Below are 12,852 nucleotides of genomic sequence, written 5' to 3'. Positions count from 1 at the left end.
GCTCATTCCTCCTCCCTCGCGTAGCGGGGGAGGTGGCGCGGCGCGGATACGCGCCGTGACGGAGGGGGCGCACCTCGCCGTCGACGCCCCCTCCACCGCTTCGCGGTCCCCCTCCCCCGTTTCACGGGGGAGGATGAGATTGCAGATGCCCCGCGTCCTCGTCCCCGCCATCACCACGCCGCCCGCCTGCCCCGTCGGCGGGACCGTGCGCGCGTTCGGCGGCGAGACCATGGGCACGACCTGGTCGGTGAAGGCGGTGCTGCCGAGCACCACCGACCTCCCCGCCCTCGAGGCCATGGTCCAGCGCGCCCTCGACGCCGTCGTCGCCGAAATGAGCCCGTGGGAGCCGCTGTCGGATCTCTGCCGCTACAACCGCGCCGCCGTCGGTAGCTGGACTCAGCTGCCCGCCGCGACCGCCACGGTCCTGCGCCGCGCGATCGAGATCGCCGAGCGGTCCAACGGCGCCTTCGACCCGACCTTGGGGGCGCTCACTGACCTTTGGGGCTTCGGGCCTCGTGCCTTTTCCGGCGAGCCGCCGATGGCCGCCGACATCGCCCCGCTGCGTGACGCCGCCAGCTGGAAGCGCCTCGCCCTCGACGGCGACGCCCTGTTCCAGCCCGGGACCTTGCGCCTCGACCTCAACGGCATCGCCAAGGGCTTCGGCGTCGACCAGGCCGCCGCCGCCCTCGATCGGGCCGGCGTGAAGAGCTACCTCGTCGAGGTCGGCGGCGAACTGCGCGGCACGGGCGCCAAGCCCGACGGCCAGCCCTGGTGGGTCGAACTCGAACGCCCGCCGACCGCCAATGACGCCGAACGCACCATGGTCGCCCTGCACGACTTCTCCGTCGCCACCTCGGGCGACTACCGTCGGTTCTTCGACCATGACGGCCGCCGCTACGCCCACACCCTGGACCCCGCCACCGGCGCCCCGACCACCCACGCCACCGTCAGCGTCACGGTGCTGGCCAAGGACTGCATGAGCGCCGACGCCTGGGCCACGGCCCTGACCGTCATGGCCCCCGACGCCGCCCTGGCCTTCGCCGCTCAACACGAGCTGGCCGCCCTCATCGTCAGCCAAGGCCCCGGCGGCCTGGAAGAGCGCCTCTCCCCGGCCCTGCAGGCGATGCTGGACTGATGGTCGATCTCTCCGCCTTCGCGCCCGAAACCCGCCGCCTGATCGAGGCCGGCGCCGTGGCCGGCGTCTACGCCCTGTTCTGCGCCGGGATCGCCGTGCGCGAGGCCCTGCGCGCCGCCGCCGCCCGCCGCGAGGCCAAGGCCCTGTCGCAAGGCGCCGGCGAGCCAGTGCTGGTCGCCTTCGCCAGCCAGACGGGCTTCGCCGAGGAACTGGCCAACGCCACCGCCAAGGCCCTGTCCGAAGCCGGTGCACCGGTCACCCTGCGCGAACTCTCCGCCGTCACCGCCGCCGACCTGACCGGCCGCGCGCTCTTCATCGTCAGCACCACCGGCGAGGGCGACGCGCCCGATCCGGCCCGCGCCTTCATCCGCGACGTGATGAAGGACGGCGCCCAGCTCCCCGGCCTGCGCTACGGCGTGCTGGCCCTGGGGGACTCGACCTATGCCGAATATTGCGCCTTCGGCCGCAGCCTCGACGCCTGGCTGGCGCATGCCGGCGGCGAGCCGCTGTTCGACCGAGTCGAGGTCGATGACGGCGATCCGGCCGCCCTGCGCCACTGGCAGGGGCAGCTGTCCCTGCTTACCGGCGTCACCGACGCGCCGGACTGGAGCCGCCCCGCCTATGGCCGCTGGACCCTGGCCGAGCGCACCCTGCTCAACCCCGGCAGCCCCGGCGGCGAGGCCTGGCATATCCGCCTGACGCCGCCTGAGAGCGACGCCACGACCTGGCAGGCAGGCGACATCCTGGAAGTTGGTCCGCGGAACGACCCGGAGCTCCCGCACCGCGAATATTCGATCGCCTCGCTGCCGTCCGACGGCGCGGTCGAGCTGATCGTCCGCTTGATGCCCCGCTCCGACGGCCAGCCGGGGCTGGGTTCGGGCTGGCTGTGCAAGTTCGCCGAAGTGGGCGGGACGATCGACGCTCGCGTGCGGACCAACCGGAGCTTCCACGCCCCGGAGGCCTCGCGGCCGCTGATCCTGATCGGCTCGGGCACGGGCCTGGCCGGCCTGCGCGCCCACCTCAAGGCCCGCGCGGCGGCCGGCGTCCGCTGGAACTGGCTGGTCTTCGGCGAGCGCACCGCCGCCCATGACTACTTCCACCGCGCCGAGATCGAGGGCTGGAAGGCCTCGGGCCTGCTGGACCGCCTGGACCTGGCCTTCTCGCGCGACCAGGAGAGCCGGATCTACGTCCAGCACCGCATGATCGCGGCCGCCGACATCCTGCGCCGCTGGGTGGCGAATGGGGCCGCGATCTATGTCTGCGGCTCGCTGGAGGGGATGTCTCGCGACGTCCACGCGGCGCTGGTCGAGGCGCTGGGTAGCGAACTGCTCGAACGCCTGACGGACGAGGGGCGGTATCGGCGGGACGTGTACTAAGCGGCCGCTGAGCGCCCCCTCCGTCTCGTCGCGTATCCGCGCCGATCCACCTCCCCCGCTTCGCAGGGGAGGAGAAGATTTCCTCACCCGTGCAACGGGGGAGGTGGCGCGAGGCGCAGCCTCGTGACGGAGGGGGCGCTCAGCGGCGCAACAAACCCTCGCGCTCCTCTGGCGTATTTGCCCCGCGCAGCCTCGCCATCGCCCCCTTCAGGACCGGCAAAGCCACCAGCCCCGCCCGCTCCACGAACCGCCGCAGCGGCCAGCCGGCTTCCGCATCGGCCGGGATCGCACCCGCCGCCAGCACCATCGGCACAGGCAAGCCCTCGTAGTAGCCCCCGCCTGCCAGCAACGGCCGCAGGTCCTCCGCCGTCACAGTCGGCGCATCGACCGCCAGCACCAGCAGCCTTGCCGTTCCTAGCGTCCGCGCCCCGGCCAGCACGCCACCGACCGGCCCGGCCAGCGCCGCCTCGTCCGGAACCCACGGAAGCCCCAAGTCCGCCCCCGCCGTCACCAGCGCCTCGGCGCCGACCGCCTTCGCCAGAGCCGCGACCAAATCCACCGCCCGCGCGCCGTCCCAGTCGAGCACGGCCTTGTCGCGTCCCATCCTTCGGGACGCGCCGCCGCACAGGATGATCGCGCCGAGACTGCTCATATCCATCCGTCTTCCACCGCCGCCCCGAAGCGGTCTAGCATCCCCGCCGCATAGGGACGGATACAAGAATGAGCCAGCCTGCCGAGCGCCAGCGTCGTCGCACGACCCAGAGCGCCACCATCCGCGACGTGGCCGCCCGCGCGGGCGTCTCGCCGATGACCGTCTCGCGAGTCATCAACCGCGAGAGCACCGTCAAGGAAGAGACCCGCGCCCTGGTCGAGCAGGCCATCGCCGATCTCAACTACGCTCCCAATCCCGCCGCTCGCAGCCTGGCCGGCAGCGCGCCATTCCGCATCGGCCTGCTCTACGACAACCCCTCGACCGGCTACCTGTCGGAGTTCCTGGTCGGGGCTCTCGACGAGAGCAGCCGCACCGGCGCCCAGATCGTCATCGAGAAGTGCGCCGAGCCCGAGCTGGCCGGGGCCACCCTGGCCCGCCTGCTGAAGACCGGCGTCGATGGCCTCATCCTGCCGCCGCCGCTGTGCGAGTCGCCGCAGGTCCTGGCCGAGGTGAAGGCCGCCGGCGCCGCCGCCGTGGCCGTGGCCCCCGGCATGACCAGCACCGACATGGCCACCATCCGCATCGACAACGAAGCGGCCGCCTTCGAGCTGACCCAGCACCTGATCAACCTGGGCCACCGGCGCTTCGGCTTCATCAAGGGCCACCCGAACCAGACCGTCAGCCAGCAGCGCCTGGACGGCTTCATGGCCGCCCTCAAGGCCGCCGGCGTGCCGATGGAGGACATCAAGGTCGAGCAGGGCTACTTCACCTACCGCTCGGGCCTGGAGGCCGCCGAACGCCTGCTGGCCGTCGATCCGCGCCCAACCGCGATCTTCGCCGGCAATGACGACATGGCCGCCGCCGCCGCGGGCGTGGCCCATCGCCTTGGCATGGACGTGCCGGGCGACGTCTCGATCGTCGGCTTCGACGACACCTCGATCGCCGACAACATCTGGCCGGCCCTGACCACCGTCCACCAGCCCATCGCCGCCATGGCCCGCGCCGCCGTAGACCTGGTGCTGGAGGAGATCCGCCGCAAGCGCGACGGCGGCGGCGACCCCCGCCAGCTGATGCATCCCCACACCCTGATCGTGCGGGATTCCAGCGGACCGGCGCCCGACTAAGACCCCCCGCGCCGCGACGCCGCCGGCGTCCCGTTCCGGTCTACGACCATATTGGTCTGACAAGTGGCTTGCGGCTCAGACATGTTAGCGCTACCAAGGTTCTGATGAACGAGCGCCGCCGTGTCGGCAGCTTCCAGACGCTCGAACCTTGGGGAGACGACGCCGTGGGCGTGAGTGAATTCCTTCCGGAAGATTGGAAAGACGCGACCTTGCTGGGCCGCGTGGACTTCGGCGATGGCCCGACGCCCGTGCTGGTGCGCGGCGGCCACGTCGAGGACGTCTCCAAAATCGCCCCCACCGTCGCCGACCTGATGAACGCCTTTGCTCCCGGCGCGGCGATCCCGCGCGGCGAGGACAAGGGTCCGCTGGAAGCGCTCGACATCCGCCCCGTCTGGGAAGACGCCGATGGCGCCGCGGCCGTGAAGCTGCTGGCCCCCGTCGACCTGCAGGTGCTGAAAGCCGCCGGCGTGACCTTCGCCGTCTCGACCCTGGAGCGGGTGATCGAGGAGCGCGCGCGCGGCGACGCCGCCGCCGCCCTGAAGATCCGCGAGCAGTTGTCGGCCAGCATGGGCGGCGACCTGAAGAGCGTGAACCCGGGCTCGGACGGCGCCGAGCGCCTGAAGCAGACCCTGATCAAGGACGGCCTGTGGTCGCAATACCTTGAAGTCGCCATCGGCCCCGACGCCGAGATCTTCACCAAGGGCCCGACCCTGTCGTCGATGGGCTGGGGCGACCAGGTCGGCGTCCGCAGCGACAGCCACTGGAACAATCCGGAGCCGGAAGTCGTGCTGCTGTGCGACGGCTCGGGCCAGATCCGCGGCGCCTCGCTGGGCAACGACGTCAACCTGCGCGACTTCGAAGGCCGCTCGGCCCTGCTGCTGAGCAAGGCCAAGGACAACAACGCCTCGTGCGCCATCGGTCCGTTCTTCCGCCTGTTCGACGACGCCTTCAGCCTGGACGACGTCCGCTCGGCCGAGGTCGAGCTGAAGATCACCGGCCGCGACAACTTCGTGCTCGATGGCCACAGCAACATGAGCCTGATCAGCCGTGATCCGGCGCTCCTCGCCGGCCAGGCGTTCGGCAAGCAGCACCAGTATCCGGACGGCTTCGTGCTGTTCCTGGGCACGATGTTCGCGCCGATCCAGGACCGCGACGCGCCGGGCCAGGGCTTCACCCACAAGGTCGGCGACCGCGTGCGCGTCTCGACGCCGAAGCTGGGCGTACTGGAGAACGAAGTCACCACCTGCGACCAGGCCAAGCCGTGGACGTTCGGCGTCTCGGCCCTGATCCGCAACCTGGCCGGCCGCGGCCTCCTCTAGTTCGAAAGCAAGCGCGATGACCGACACCCTGCGCCACTATATCGGCGGCGAACGCGTCGCTTCGGACGCCCCGACCCAGAGCCTGAACCCGTCGAACACCAACGACGTCGTCGCTCAAGTCCCGAACGGCGGCTCGGCCGAGGTCGACGCCGCCGTCGACGCGGCCAAGAAGGCCTTCCCGAGCTGGTCGGAAGCCTCGCCGGAAGTCCGCTCGGACCTGCTGGACAAGGTCGGCTCGACCATCATCGCCCGCAGCGCCGACATCGGTAAGCTGCTGGCCCGCGAAGAAGGCAAGACGGTCGCCGAAGGCATCGGCGAGACCGTCCGCGCCGGCCGCATCTTCAAGTACTTCGCCGGCGAGGCCCTGCGCCGCCACGGCCAGAACCTGGAAAGCACCCGTCCGGGCGTCGAGGTCCAGACCTATCGCCAGGCCGTCGGCGTGTTCGGTCTCGTGACCCCCTGGAACTTCCCGATCGCCATCCCGGCCTGGAAGGCGGCTCCGGCCCTGGCCTTCGGCAACACCGTGGTGATCAAGCCGGCCGGCCCGACCCCGGCCACCGCCAACGTTCTGGCCGACATCATGCAGGAAAGCGGCGCTCCGGCCGGCGTGTTCAACATGCTGTTCGGCCGCGGCGCGATGGGCGACGCCCTGATCAAGCACAAGGACGTCGACGGCGTCTCGTTCACGGGTTCGCAAGGCGTGGGCGCGCAGGTCGCCGCCGCCGCCGTGGCCCGCCAGGCCCGCGTGCAGCTGGAGATGGGCGGCAAGAACCCGCTGATCATCCTGGACGACGCCGACCTGGAACGCGCCGTCGCCATCGCCCTGGACGGCTCGTTCTACGCCACCGGCCAGCGCTGCACCGCCAGCTCGCGCCTGATCGTCCAGGACGGCATCCACGACAAGTTCGTGGCCCTGCTGGCCGAGAAGGTCGCCGCCCTGCGCGTCGGCGATGCTCTGGACCCCAACACCCAGATCGGTCCGGCCGTCTCCGAAGACCAGATGGAGACGAGCTACAAGTACATCGACATCGCCAAGTCGGAAGGCGGCCGTCTGGTCACCGGCGGCGATCGCCTGAAGCTCGACAATCCGGGCTGGTACGTGCAGCCGACCCTGATCGCCGACACCCAAGCCGGCTGGCGGATCAACAACGAGGAGGTCTTCGGCCCCGTCGCCTCGACCATCCGCGTCGGGTCGTACGAAGAGGCCCTGGAGATCGCCAACGGCGTCGAGTTCGGCCTGTCGGCCGGCATCGCCACGACCTCGCTGAAATACGCGCGCCACTTCCAGCGCCACGCCAAGGCCGGCATGACCATGGTCAACCTGGCCACGGCCGGCGTCGACTACCACGTGCCGTTCGGCGGCTCGAAAAGCAGCTCGTACGGCGCCCGCGAACAAGGCTTCGCCGCCGTCGAGTTCTTCACCCAGACCAAAACCTCCTACTCGTGGTCCTAAGCAGCATGTCCTCTGCCATCTATCCCAGCCTGAAGGGCAAGCGCGTCGTCATCACGGGCGGCGGCTCGGGCATCGGGGCCGGCCTGACCGCCGGCTTCGCCCGTCAGGGCGCGGAAGTGATCTTCCTCGACATCGCCGACGAGGACTCCAAGGCGCTGGAAGCCGAGCTCTCGGGCTCGGCCATCCCGCCGGTCTATAAGCACTGCGACCTGATGAGCCTGGACGCGATCAAGGCGGTCTTCGCCGACATCGGCGACGTCGACGTGCTGGTCAACAACGCCGGCAATGACGACCGCCACAAGCTGGGCGACGTCACCGGCGCCTATTGGGACGAGCGCATCAACGTCAACCTGCGCCACATGCTGTTCTGCACCCAGGCCGTGGCCCCTGGCATGGCCAAGCGCGGCGGCGGCGCGGTGATCAACTTCGGTTCGATCAGCTGGCACCTGGGTCTGGAGGACCTGGTCCTCTACGAAACCGCCAAGGCCGGCATCGAGGGCATGACCCGCGCCCTGGCCCGGGAACTCGGTCCCGACGACATCCGCGTCACCTGCGTGGTGCCGGGCAACGTCAAGACCAAGCGCCAGGAGAAGTGGTACACGCCGGAAGGCGAGGCCGAGATCGTCAAGGCCCAGTGCCTGAAGGGCCGCCTGGTCCCCGAGAACGTCGCCTCGCTGGTGCTGTTCCTGGCCTCGGACGACGCGGCGCTGTGCACCGGTCACGAGTACTGGATCGACGCCGGCTGGCGGTAGCCGGCCTGATGCGGACCGGAAAGGCCGTTCGACCAAAGGAGGTCTTCCCTGAAGGCCTCCGGCGTCCTATCGAACGGCCAACACCGGTTCTTCGGAGACTTCGAGTATGAGCGCCGCCACCTGCGTCTGGGATCTCAAGGCCACCCTGGGCGAGGGTCCCATCTGGACCGGCAACGCACTGTGGTTCGTGGACATCAAGGGCCACAGGATCCACCGCTATGAACCCGCCACCGGCGAAGGCCTGGTGGTCAACGCGCCCGAGCCCGTGACCTTCCTGGCCCCCCTGGCCGGCGGCGGCGGCTTCGTGGCCGGCCTGAAGTCGGGCCTGCACAAGTTCCACGTCGCGACCGGCCTGCAGCGCTTCCTCGAGATCGAGGACCCGGCGCTGAACAACCGGACGAACGACGCCACGGTCGACGCCCTGGGCCGCCTGTGGTTCGGCACCATGCACGACGCCGAGACCGACAAGACCGGCTCGCTCTATCGCATGGACGCGACCGGCGTGGCCCGGATGGACAAGGACATCTGCATCACCAACGGCCCGGCCGTCTCGCCGGACGGCAAGACCTTCTACCACACCGACACCCTGGAAAAGACGATCTGGGCCTATGACCTCTCCGAGGACGGCCTGCTGTCGAACAAGCGCGTCTTCGTGAAGATCGCCCTGGGCGACGACGTCTATCCGGACGGCTCGGTGGTCGATTCCGAAGGCTACCTGTGGGTGGCCCTGTGGGGCGGCTTCGGCGCCCTGCGCTTCGCCCCGACGGGCGAGGCCGTGGCCCGCATCGAGCTGCCCGCGCCCAACGTCACCAAGCCCTGCTTCGGCGGGCCTGACCTGAAGACCCTTTATTTCACCACCGCCCGCAAGGACCTCAGCGAAGAGACCCTGGCCCAGTATCCGCTGGCCGGGGGTCTGTTCGCCGTACAGGTCGATGTCGCGGGCCAGCCGCAATACGAGGTTAGCCTTGCCTGATCGCACGCCCCGCCGGTTCCGGTCCCGCGATTGGTTCGATAATCCCGACCATATCGACATGACGGCGCTCTATCTGGAGCGCTTCATGAACTACGGGATCACGCCGGAGGAGCTGCGCAGCGGCAAGCCGATCATCGGCATCGCCCAGACCGGCAGCGACATCTCGCCGTGCAACCGCATCCACCTCGATCTGGTGACGCGGGTGCGCGACGGGATCCGCGACGCCGGCGGCATCCCCATGGAGTTCCCGGTCCACCCGATCTTCGAGAACTGCCGTCGCCCGACGGCGGCGCTGGACCGGAACCTCTCGTACCTTGGTCTCGTCGAGACCCTGCACGGCTATCCGATCGACGCCGTGGTCCTGACCACCGGCTGCGACAAGACCACCCCGGCCGGCATCATGGCCGCCACCACGGTCAACATCCCGGCCATCGTGCTGTCGGGCGGTCCGATGCTGGACGGCTGGCACGAGAACGAGCTGGTTGGCTCGGGCACCGTCATCTGGCGCTCGCGCCGCAAGCTGGCGGCCGGCGAGATCACCGAGGAAGAGTTCATCGACCGCGCGGCCTCGTCGGCCCCGTCGGCGGGCCACTGCAACACCATGGGCACGGCCTCGACCATGAACGCCGTGGCCGAGGCGCTCGGCCTATCGCTGACCGGCTGCGCGGCCATCCCGGCCCCGTACCGCGAGCGCGGCCAGATGGCCTATCGCACCGGCCAGCGGATCGTCGACCTGGCCTATGACGACATCAAGCCGCTCGACATCCTGACCAAGAAGGCCTTCGAGAACGCCATCGCCCTGGTGGCGGCGGCCGGCGGCTCGACCAACGCCCAGCCGCACATCGCGGCCATGGCGCGCCACGCGGGCCTGGAGATCACCGCCGACGACTGGCGCGCGGCCTACGACATCCCGCTGATCGTCAACATGCAGCCGGCCGGCAAGTATCTGGGCGAGCGCTTCCACCGGGCCGGCGGCGCGCCCGCCGTGCTGTGGGAACTGCTGCAGCAGGGCCGCCTGCACGGCGACGTCCTGACCGTCACCGGCAAGACCATGGGCGAGAACCTCGAAGGCCGTGAGACCCACGACCGCGAGGTGATCTTCCCCTACGCCCAGCCGCTGGCCGAGAAGGCCGGCTTCCTGGTGCTGAAGGGCAACCTGTTCGACTTCGCGATCATGAAGTCCAGCGTCATCGGCGCCGACTTCCGCGAGCGCTACCTCTCGCAACCGGGCCAGGAAGACATCTTCGAGGCCCGCGCCATCGTGTTCGACGGCTCGGACGACTACCACCACCGGATCAACGACCCGGCCCTGAACATCGACGAGCACTGCATCCTGGTGATCCGCGGCGCGGGTCCTATCGGCTGGCCGGGCTCGGCCGAGGTCGTGAACATGCAGCCGCCGGATCACCTGCTGAAGAAGGGCATCATGAGCCTTCCGACGCTGGGCGACGGCCGCCAGTCGGGCACCGCCGACAGCCCCTCGATCCTCAACGCCTCGCCGGAAAGCGCCATCGGCGGCGGCCTGTCGTGGCTTCGCACCGGCGACACCATCCGCATCGACCTCAACACCGGCCGCTGCGATGCGCTGGTGGACGAGGCGACGATCGCCGAACGCCGCAAGGAAGGCATCCCCGCCGTCCCCGCGACCATGACCCCCTGGCAGGAAATCTACCGCGCCCACACGGGCCAGCTGGAAACCGGCGGGGTGCTGGAGTTCGCCGTGAAGTACCAGGACCTGGCGTCCAAGCTTCCCCGGCACAATCACTAAAGAGAAAGCCCCGGAGCGATCCGGGGCTTTTTTCTTAGTCCTCGTCCCGGGTGAACGAGCGCCGCTCGGCGCTGCGTCGCTGCCGGCTGTGGGCCAGGACCTCGGCGGCCGTGGCCGCGACGGCGCGGGCGTCTTCCAGGGTGTTGGCGACCAGGATCACCTCGCCGTCGATGGCGATGCCCCAGCGGTCGCCGTACGGGCGGACGGAAAACTCTCGGTTGGACGCGGACTCTGACATGGCCGGAAACTCCGGGTCCAATGGGGCCACAGCGTGGCAGCTTGGCTAATGCGCCGACTTGGGGTCACTTCGGCGCCACAGGGGGAAGCACATGACGCCGCACGAGATGGAAGCCGGACTCGAGGCCATGGAACGCGCCGCGCGCGAGGCCGTCGCCTACCGCCGAGGTGTGGCCAGCGCCGAGACTAATCCGGTGGCGACCTATCGCCAGATGCTGGAGATCTTCGACGCGCCCCTCCCCGAAGAGCCGGGCGAGCCGGCCGCGATCATCGAGGACCTGATCACGCGGGCCACGCCAGGCATCCGCGCCGCGACGGCCCCGCGCTTCTTCGGCTGGGTGATCGGCAATTCGCACCCGACGGGCGTGGCCGCCGACTGGCTGGTCGCCGCCTGGGGCCAGAACGTCGGCAACCTCACCTCGGCCCCGGCGGCCGCGGCCATGGAGACGGTGGCCGCCAACTGGCTGCTGGAGGTCCTGGACCTGCCGCGCGAGGCCTCGGTCGGCTATGTCACCGGCGCGACCGTGGCCAATTTCGTCTGCCTGGCCGCCGCGCGGTCCGAGGTGCTGCGCAAGGTCGGCTGGGACGTCGAGGCCGACGGCCTGATCGGCGCGCCGCCGGTCCGGGTGCTGATCGGCGCCGACGCCCACGCCACCGTGTTCTCGGGGCTCAAATACCTCGGCCTCGGCGCCAAGCGGGTGGTCACGGTCGAGACCGACGACCTGGGCCGCATGCTGCCCGCCGCCTTCGAGCGCGCCCTGGCCGCCGGCGAAGGCCCCGTCATCGCCATCGCCCAAGCCGGCCAGATCAACACCGGAGCCAGCGACCCGTTCGACCAGATCGCGCCGCTGGCCAAGGCGGCCGGCGCCTGGCTGCATGTCGATGGGGCCTTTGGCCTGTGGGGCCGCGTCGCGCCCACGCGCGCCGACCAGCTGATCGGCGTCGATCAGGCCGACAGCTGGGCCACCGACGGCCACAAGTGGCTGCAGACGCCCTATGACTGCGGCTTCGCCATCGTCCGCGACGCCGAAGCCCACCGCCGGGCCATGGCCATCACCGCCAGCTACCTGCCGCCCGCCCAAGGCGCCGACCGCGAGCCCTCGGCCTATGTGCCGGAGCTGTCGCGGCGGGCGCGGGGCGTCGGGACCTGGGCCATGCTGCGCCAGTTCGGCCGCGCGGGCCTGGCCGAACTGGTCGAGCGCGACTGCAGGATCGCCCGCGACATGGCCGCCACCCTGGCCGCCGAGCCCGGCGTCGAGCTGGTCTGCGAGGTGGTGCTGAACCAGTTCATGGTCCGCTTCGGCGACGACGACGGCGCCACCCTGGCCACGGTCGAGCGCATCCAGGCCGACGCCGTCGCCTTCATCGGCGCGGCGACCTGGCGCGATCGCTGGGTGATGCGGGTGTCGGTGTCCTCGGCGGCGACCACGGAAGAAGACGGCGAAATCACCGTCGCGGCGGTGATCGCCGCCTGGCGCGCGGTGCGGGACTAGCCCCTCTGGTAAACTAGCCTGACCACCCTCGAAATGCTTAACAAGTCCTTGAGAAACTTGCAGTCAAATGTAAAATTCTTGCCTAGGTTGAAACTCAAAACGGGTCTATATTTGCCAAGTCGGGGCCTAGTTTATCGAGCGCGTATCGGATGCCGTGGGTGAGCCCTGCCCTGCGTGAACAACGCGAGTCACAGGCCCTGGTGGTCGTGACCTCGGCCTTGCAGCTTGGCCTCGTCGTCGTGGTCTGGCTGCTGGCCCTGATCCCTGCCGCGTGCGTGGCCCTGACCGTGCTGCTGGTGAAACTGATCCGCCGCGCCCTCGGCTACGCCCCTCCCCCACCACCGCCCTTCGACGACGGTCACTGAGGCCCGCCCCGCCCAGGCTTAGGCTTCCGCGCCGACGACAACGTTGTCGTGTCCAGGGAGACGGACGCTGCGGAACCCGCTATCGATGAGGCGTAGGGGTGAGTCCCGCGCGGGACGGAGGGTCGCCAGAACCACCGCTTGCGCGCTGATACCGGTAACACTAAGGTCGCCGGCAACCAAAGGTCTGACAAGGACCACGAGGGCA

The 12,852-nt window shown here is 69.9% G+C and carries 12 protein-coding genes and 2 pseudogenes; 11 read left to right on the top strand and 3 right to left on the bottom strand.

Annotated elements, in window-relative coordinates; all coding sequences use genetic code 11:
* Nucleotides 1-2: 2 nt before the first annotated feature.
* Nucleotides 3-171 (bottom strand): annotated as a pseudogene (locus AC07NI_RS22815) (hypothetical protein).
* On the opposite strand from AC07NI_RS22815, the gene AC07NI_RS22810 reads away from it, so the two are divergent.
* From AC07NI_RS22810 to AC07NI_RS22800, 3 genes and pseudogenes are all read left to right on the top strand, one after another.
* Nucleotides 146-1,135 (top strand): FAD:protein FMN transferase, encoded by a 990-nt coding sequence (locus tag AC07NI_RS22810; protein WP_494623415.1) that lies wholly within the window; start codon nt 146-148, stop codon nt 1,133-1,135. The pseudogene AC07NI_RS22815 and the gene AC07NI_RS22810 sit on opposite strands and share 26 nt — an antisense overlap.
* Nucleotides 1,135-2,511, top strand: coding sequence for a sulfite reductase subunit alpha (locus AC07NI_RS22805; protein WP_494623413.1), 1,377 nt, complete (start codon nt 1,135-1,137; stop codon nt 2,509-2,511). The genes AC07NI_RS22810 and AC07NI_RS22805 overlap by 1 nt, the downstream gene beginning before the upstream one ends.
* Before the next feature lies 1 nt (nt 2,512).
* Nucleotides 2,513-2,657: pseudogene (locus AC07NI_RS22800) on the top strand (hypothetical protein); the annotation flags it as partial.
* Here AC07NI_RS22800 and mobA read toward each other — a convergent pair.
* Nucleotides 2,651-3,163, bottom strand: a complete 513-nt coding sequence (gene mobA / locus AC07NI_RS22795; RefSeq protein ID WP_494623411.1) for a molybdenum cofactor guanylyltransferase — start codon at nt 3,161-3,163, stop codon at nt 2,651-2,653. The pseudogene AC07NI_RS22800 and the gene mobA overlap by 7 nt on opposite strands.
* 68 nt (nt 3,164-3,231) lie before the next feature.
* On the opposite strand from mobA, the gene xylR reads away from it, so the two are divergent.
* From xylR to xylD, 6 genes are all read left to right on the top strand, one after another.
* Entirely contained in the window at nt 3,232-4,287 is a 1,056-nt protein-coding gene (gene xylR, locus AC07NI_RS22790; RefSeq protein ID WP_494623409.1) for a transcriptional regulatory XylR, read from the top strand.
* 164 nt (nt 4,288-4,451) lie between these two features.
* Nucleotides 4,452-5,606 (top strand): fumarylacetoacetate hydrolase family protein, encoded by a 1,155-nt coding sequence (locus tag AC07NI_RS22785; protein ID WP_494624066.1) that lies wholly within the window; start codon nt 4,452-4,454, stop codon nt 5,604-5,606.
* A gap of 16 nt (nt 5,607-5,622) precedes the next feature.
* Nucleotides 5,623-7,059: an aldehyde dehydrogenase family protein gene (locus AC07NI_RS22780; RefSeq protein WP_494623407.1), complete on the top strand. Its 1,437-nt coding sequence runs from the start codon at nt 5,623-5,625 to the stop codon at nt 7,057-7,059.
* 5 nt (nt 7,060-7,064) lie between these two features.
* Nucleotides 7,065-7,811, top strand: coding sequence for a D-xylose 1-dehydrogenase (xylB, locus tag AC07NI_RS22775; protein WP_494623405.1), 747 nt, complete (start codon nt 7,065-7,067; stop codon nt 7,809-7,811).
* A 106-nt stretch (nt 7,812-7,917) separates the two neighbouring features.
* Nucleotides 7,918-8,784 carry a D-xylonolactone lactonase gene (xylC, locus tag AC07NI_RS22770; RefSeq protein ID WP_494623403.1) on the top strand — a complete coding sequence of 289 codons (867 nt, stop codon included), beginning with the start codon at nt 7,918-7,920 and terminating at the stop codon, nt 8,782-8,784.
* Nucleotides 8,777-10,552, top strand: coding sequence for a xylonate dehydratase XylD (gene xylD, locus AC07NI_RS22765; protein ID WP_494623401.1), 1,776 nt, complete (start codon nt 8,777-8,779; stop codon nt 10,550-10,552). Before xylC ends, xylD begins: the two co-directional genes overlap by 8 nt.
* A 34-nt stretch (nt 10,553-10,586) precedes the next feature.
* On the opposite strand, the gene AC07NI_RS22760 is transcribed toward xylD, so the two are convergent.
* The gene (locus AC07NI_RS22760; RefSeq protein WP_494623399.1) at nt 10,587-10,790 is read right to left on the bottom strand and encodes a hypothetical protein; all 204 of its coding nucleotides are present in this window, start codon (nt 10,788-10,790) and stop codon (nt 10,587-10,589) included.
* 91 nt (nt 10,791-10,881) lie between these two features.
* Here AC07NI_RS22760 and AC07NI_RS22755 point away from each other — a divergent pair, with 91 nt between their 5' ends.
* Both AC07NI_RS22755 and AC07NI_RS22750 read left to right on the top strand, forming a co-directional pair.
* A complete protein-coding gene (locus tag AC07NI_RS22755; protein ID WP_494623397.1) occupies nt 10,882-12,282 on the top strand; it encodes a pyridoxal phosphate-dependent decarboxylase family protein in 1,401 nt (466 codons plus the stop codon).
* 149 nt (nt 12,283-12,431) lie between these two features.
* Entirely contained in the window at nt 12,432-12,647 is a 216-nt protein-coding gene (locus AC07NI_RS22750; protein WP_494623395.1) for a hypothetical protein, read from the top strand.
* The last annotated feature ends 205 nt before the right edge of the window (nt 12,648-12,852 follow it).

It is taken from the genome of Caulobacter sp. GW821-FHT10E02, from assembly GCF_059415225.1.
Note: the sequence above shows the minus strand (reverse complement) of the source record. Positions and strands in the feature narration are given on the sequence as shown.

What these genes read in the sequence shown, in the direction of transcription:
- AC07NI_RS22810 (WP_494623415.1), top strand. Translation starts at nt 146, where the DNA reads ATGCCCCGCGTCCTCGTCCCCGCCATCACCACGCCGCCCGCCTGCCCC.
- AC07NI_RS22805 (WP_494623413.1), top strand. Translation starts at nt 1,135, where the DNA reads ATGGTCGATCTCTCCGCCTTCGCGCCCGAAACCCGCCGCCTGATCGAG.
- mobA (WP_494623411.1), bottom strand. Translation starts at nt 3,163, where the DNA reads ATGAGCAGTCTCGGCGCGATCATCCTGTGCGGCGGCGCGTCCCGAAGG.
- xylR (WP_494623409.1), top strand. Translation starts at nt 3,232, where the DNA reads ATGAGCCAGCCTGCCGAGCGCCAGCGTCGTCGCACGACCCAGAGCGCC.
- AC07NI_RS22780 (WP_494623407.1), top strand. Translation starts at nt 5,623, where the DNA reads ATGACCGACACCCTGCGCCACTATATCGGCGGCGAACGCGTCGCTTCG.
- xylB (WP_494623405.1), top strand. Translation starts at nt 7,065, where the DNA reads ATGTCCTCTGCCATCTATCCCAGCCTGAAGGGCAAGCGCGTCGTCATC.
- xylC (WP_494623403.1), top strand. Translation starts at nt 7,918, where the DNA reads ATGAGCGCCGCCACCTGCGTCTGGGATCTCAAGGCCACCCTGGGCGAG.
- AC07NI_RS22760 (WP_494623399.1), bottom strand. Translation starts at nt 10,790, where the DNA reads ATGTCAGAGTCCGCGTCCAACCGAGAGTTTTCCGTCCGCCCGTACGGC.
- AC07NI_RS22755 (WP_494623397.1), top strand. Translation starts at nt 10,882, where the DNA reads ATGACGCCGCACGAGATGGAAGCCGGACTCGAGGCCATGGAACGCGCC.
- AC07NI_RS22750 (WP_494623395.1), top strand. Translation starts at nt 12,432, where the DNA reads ATGCCGTGGGTGAGCCCTGCCCTGCGTGAACAACGCGAGTCACAGGCC.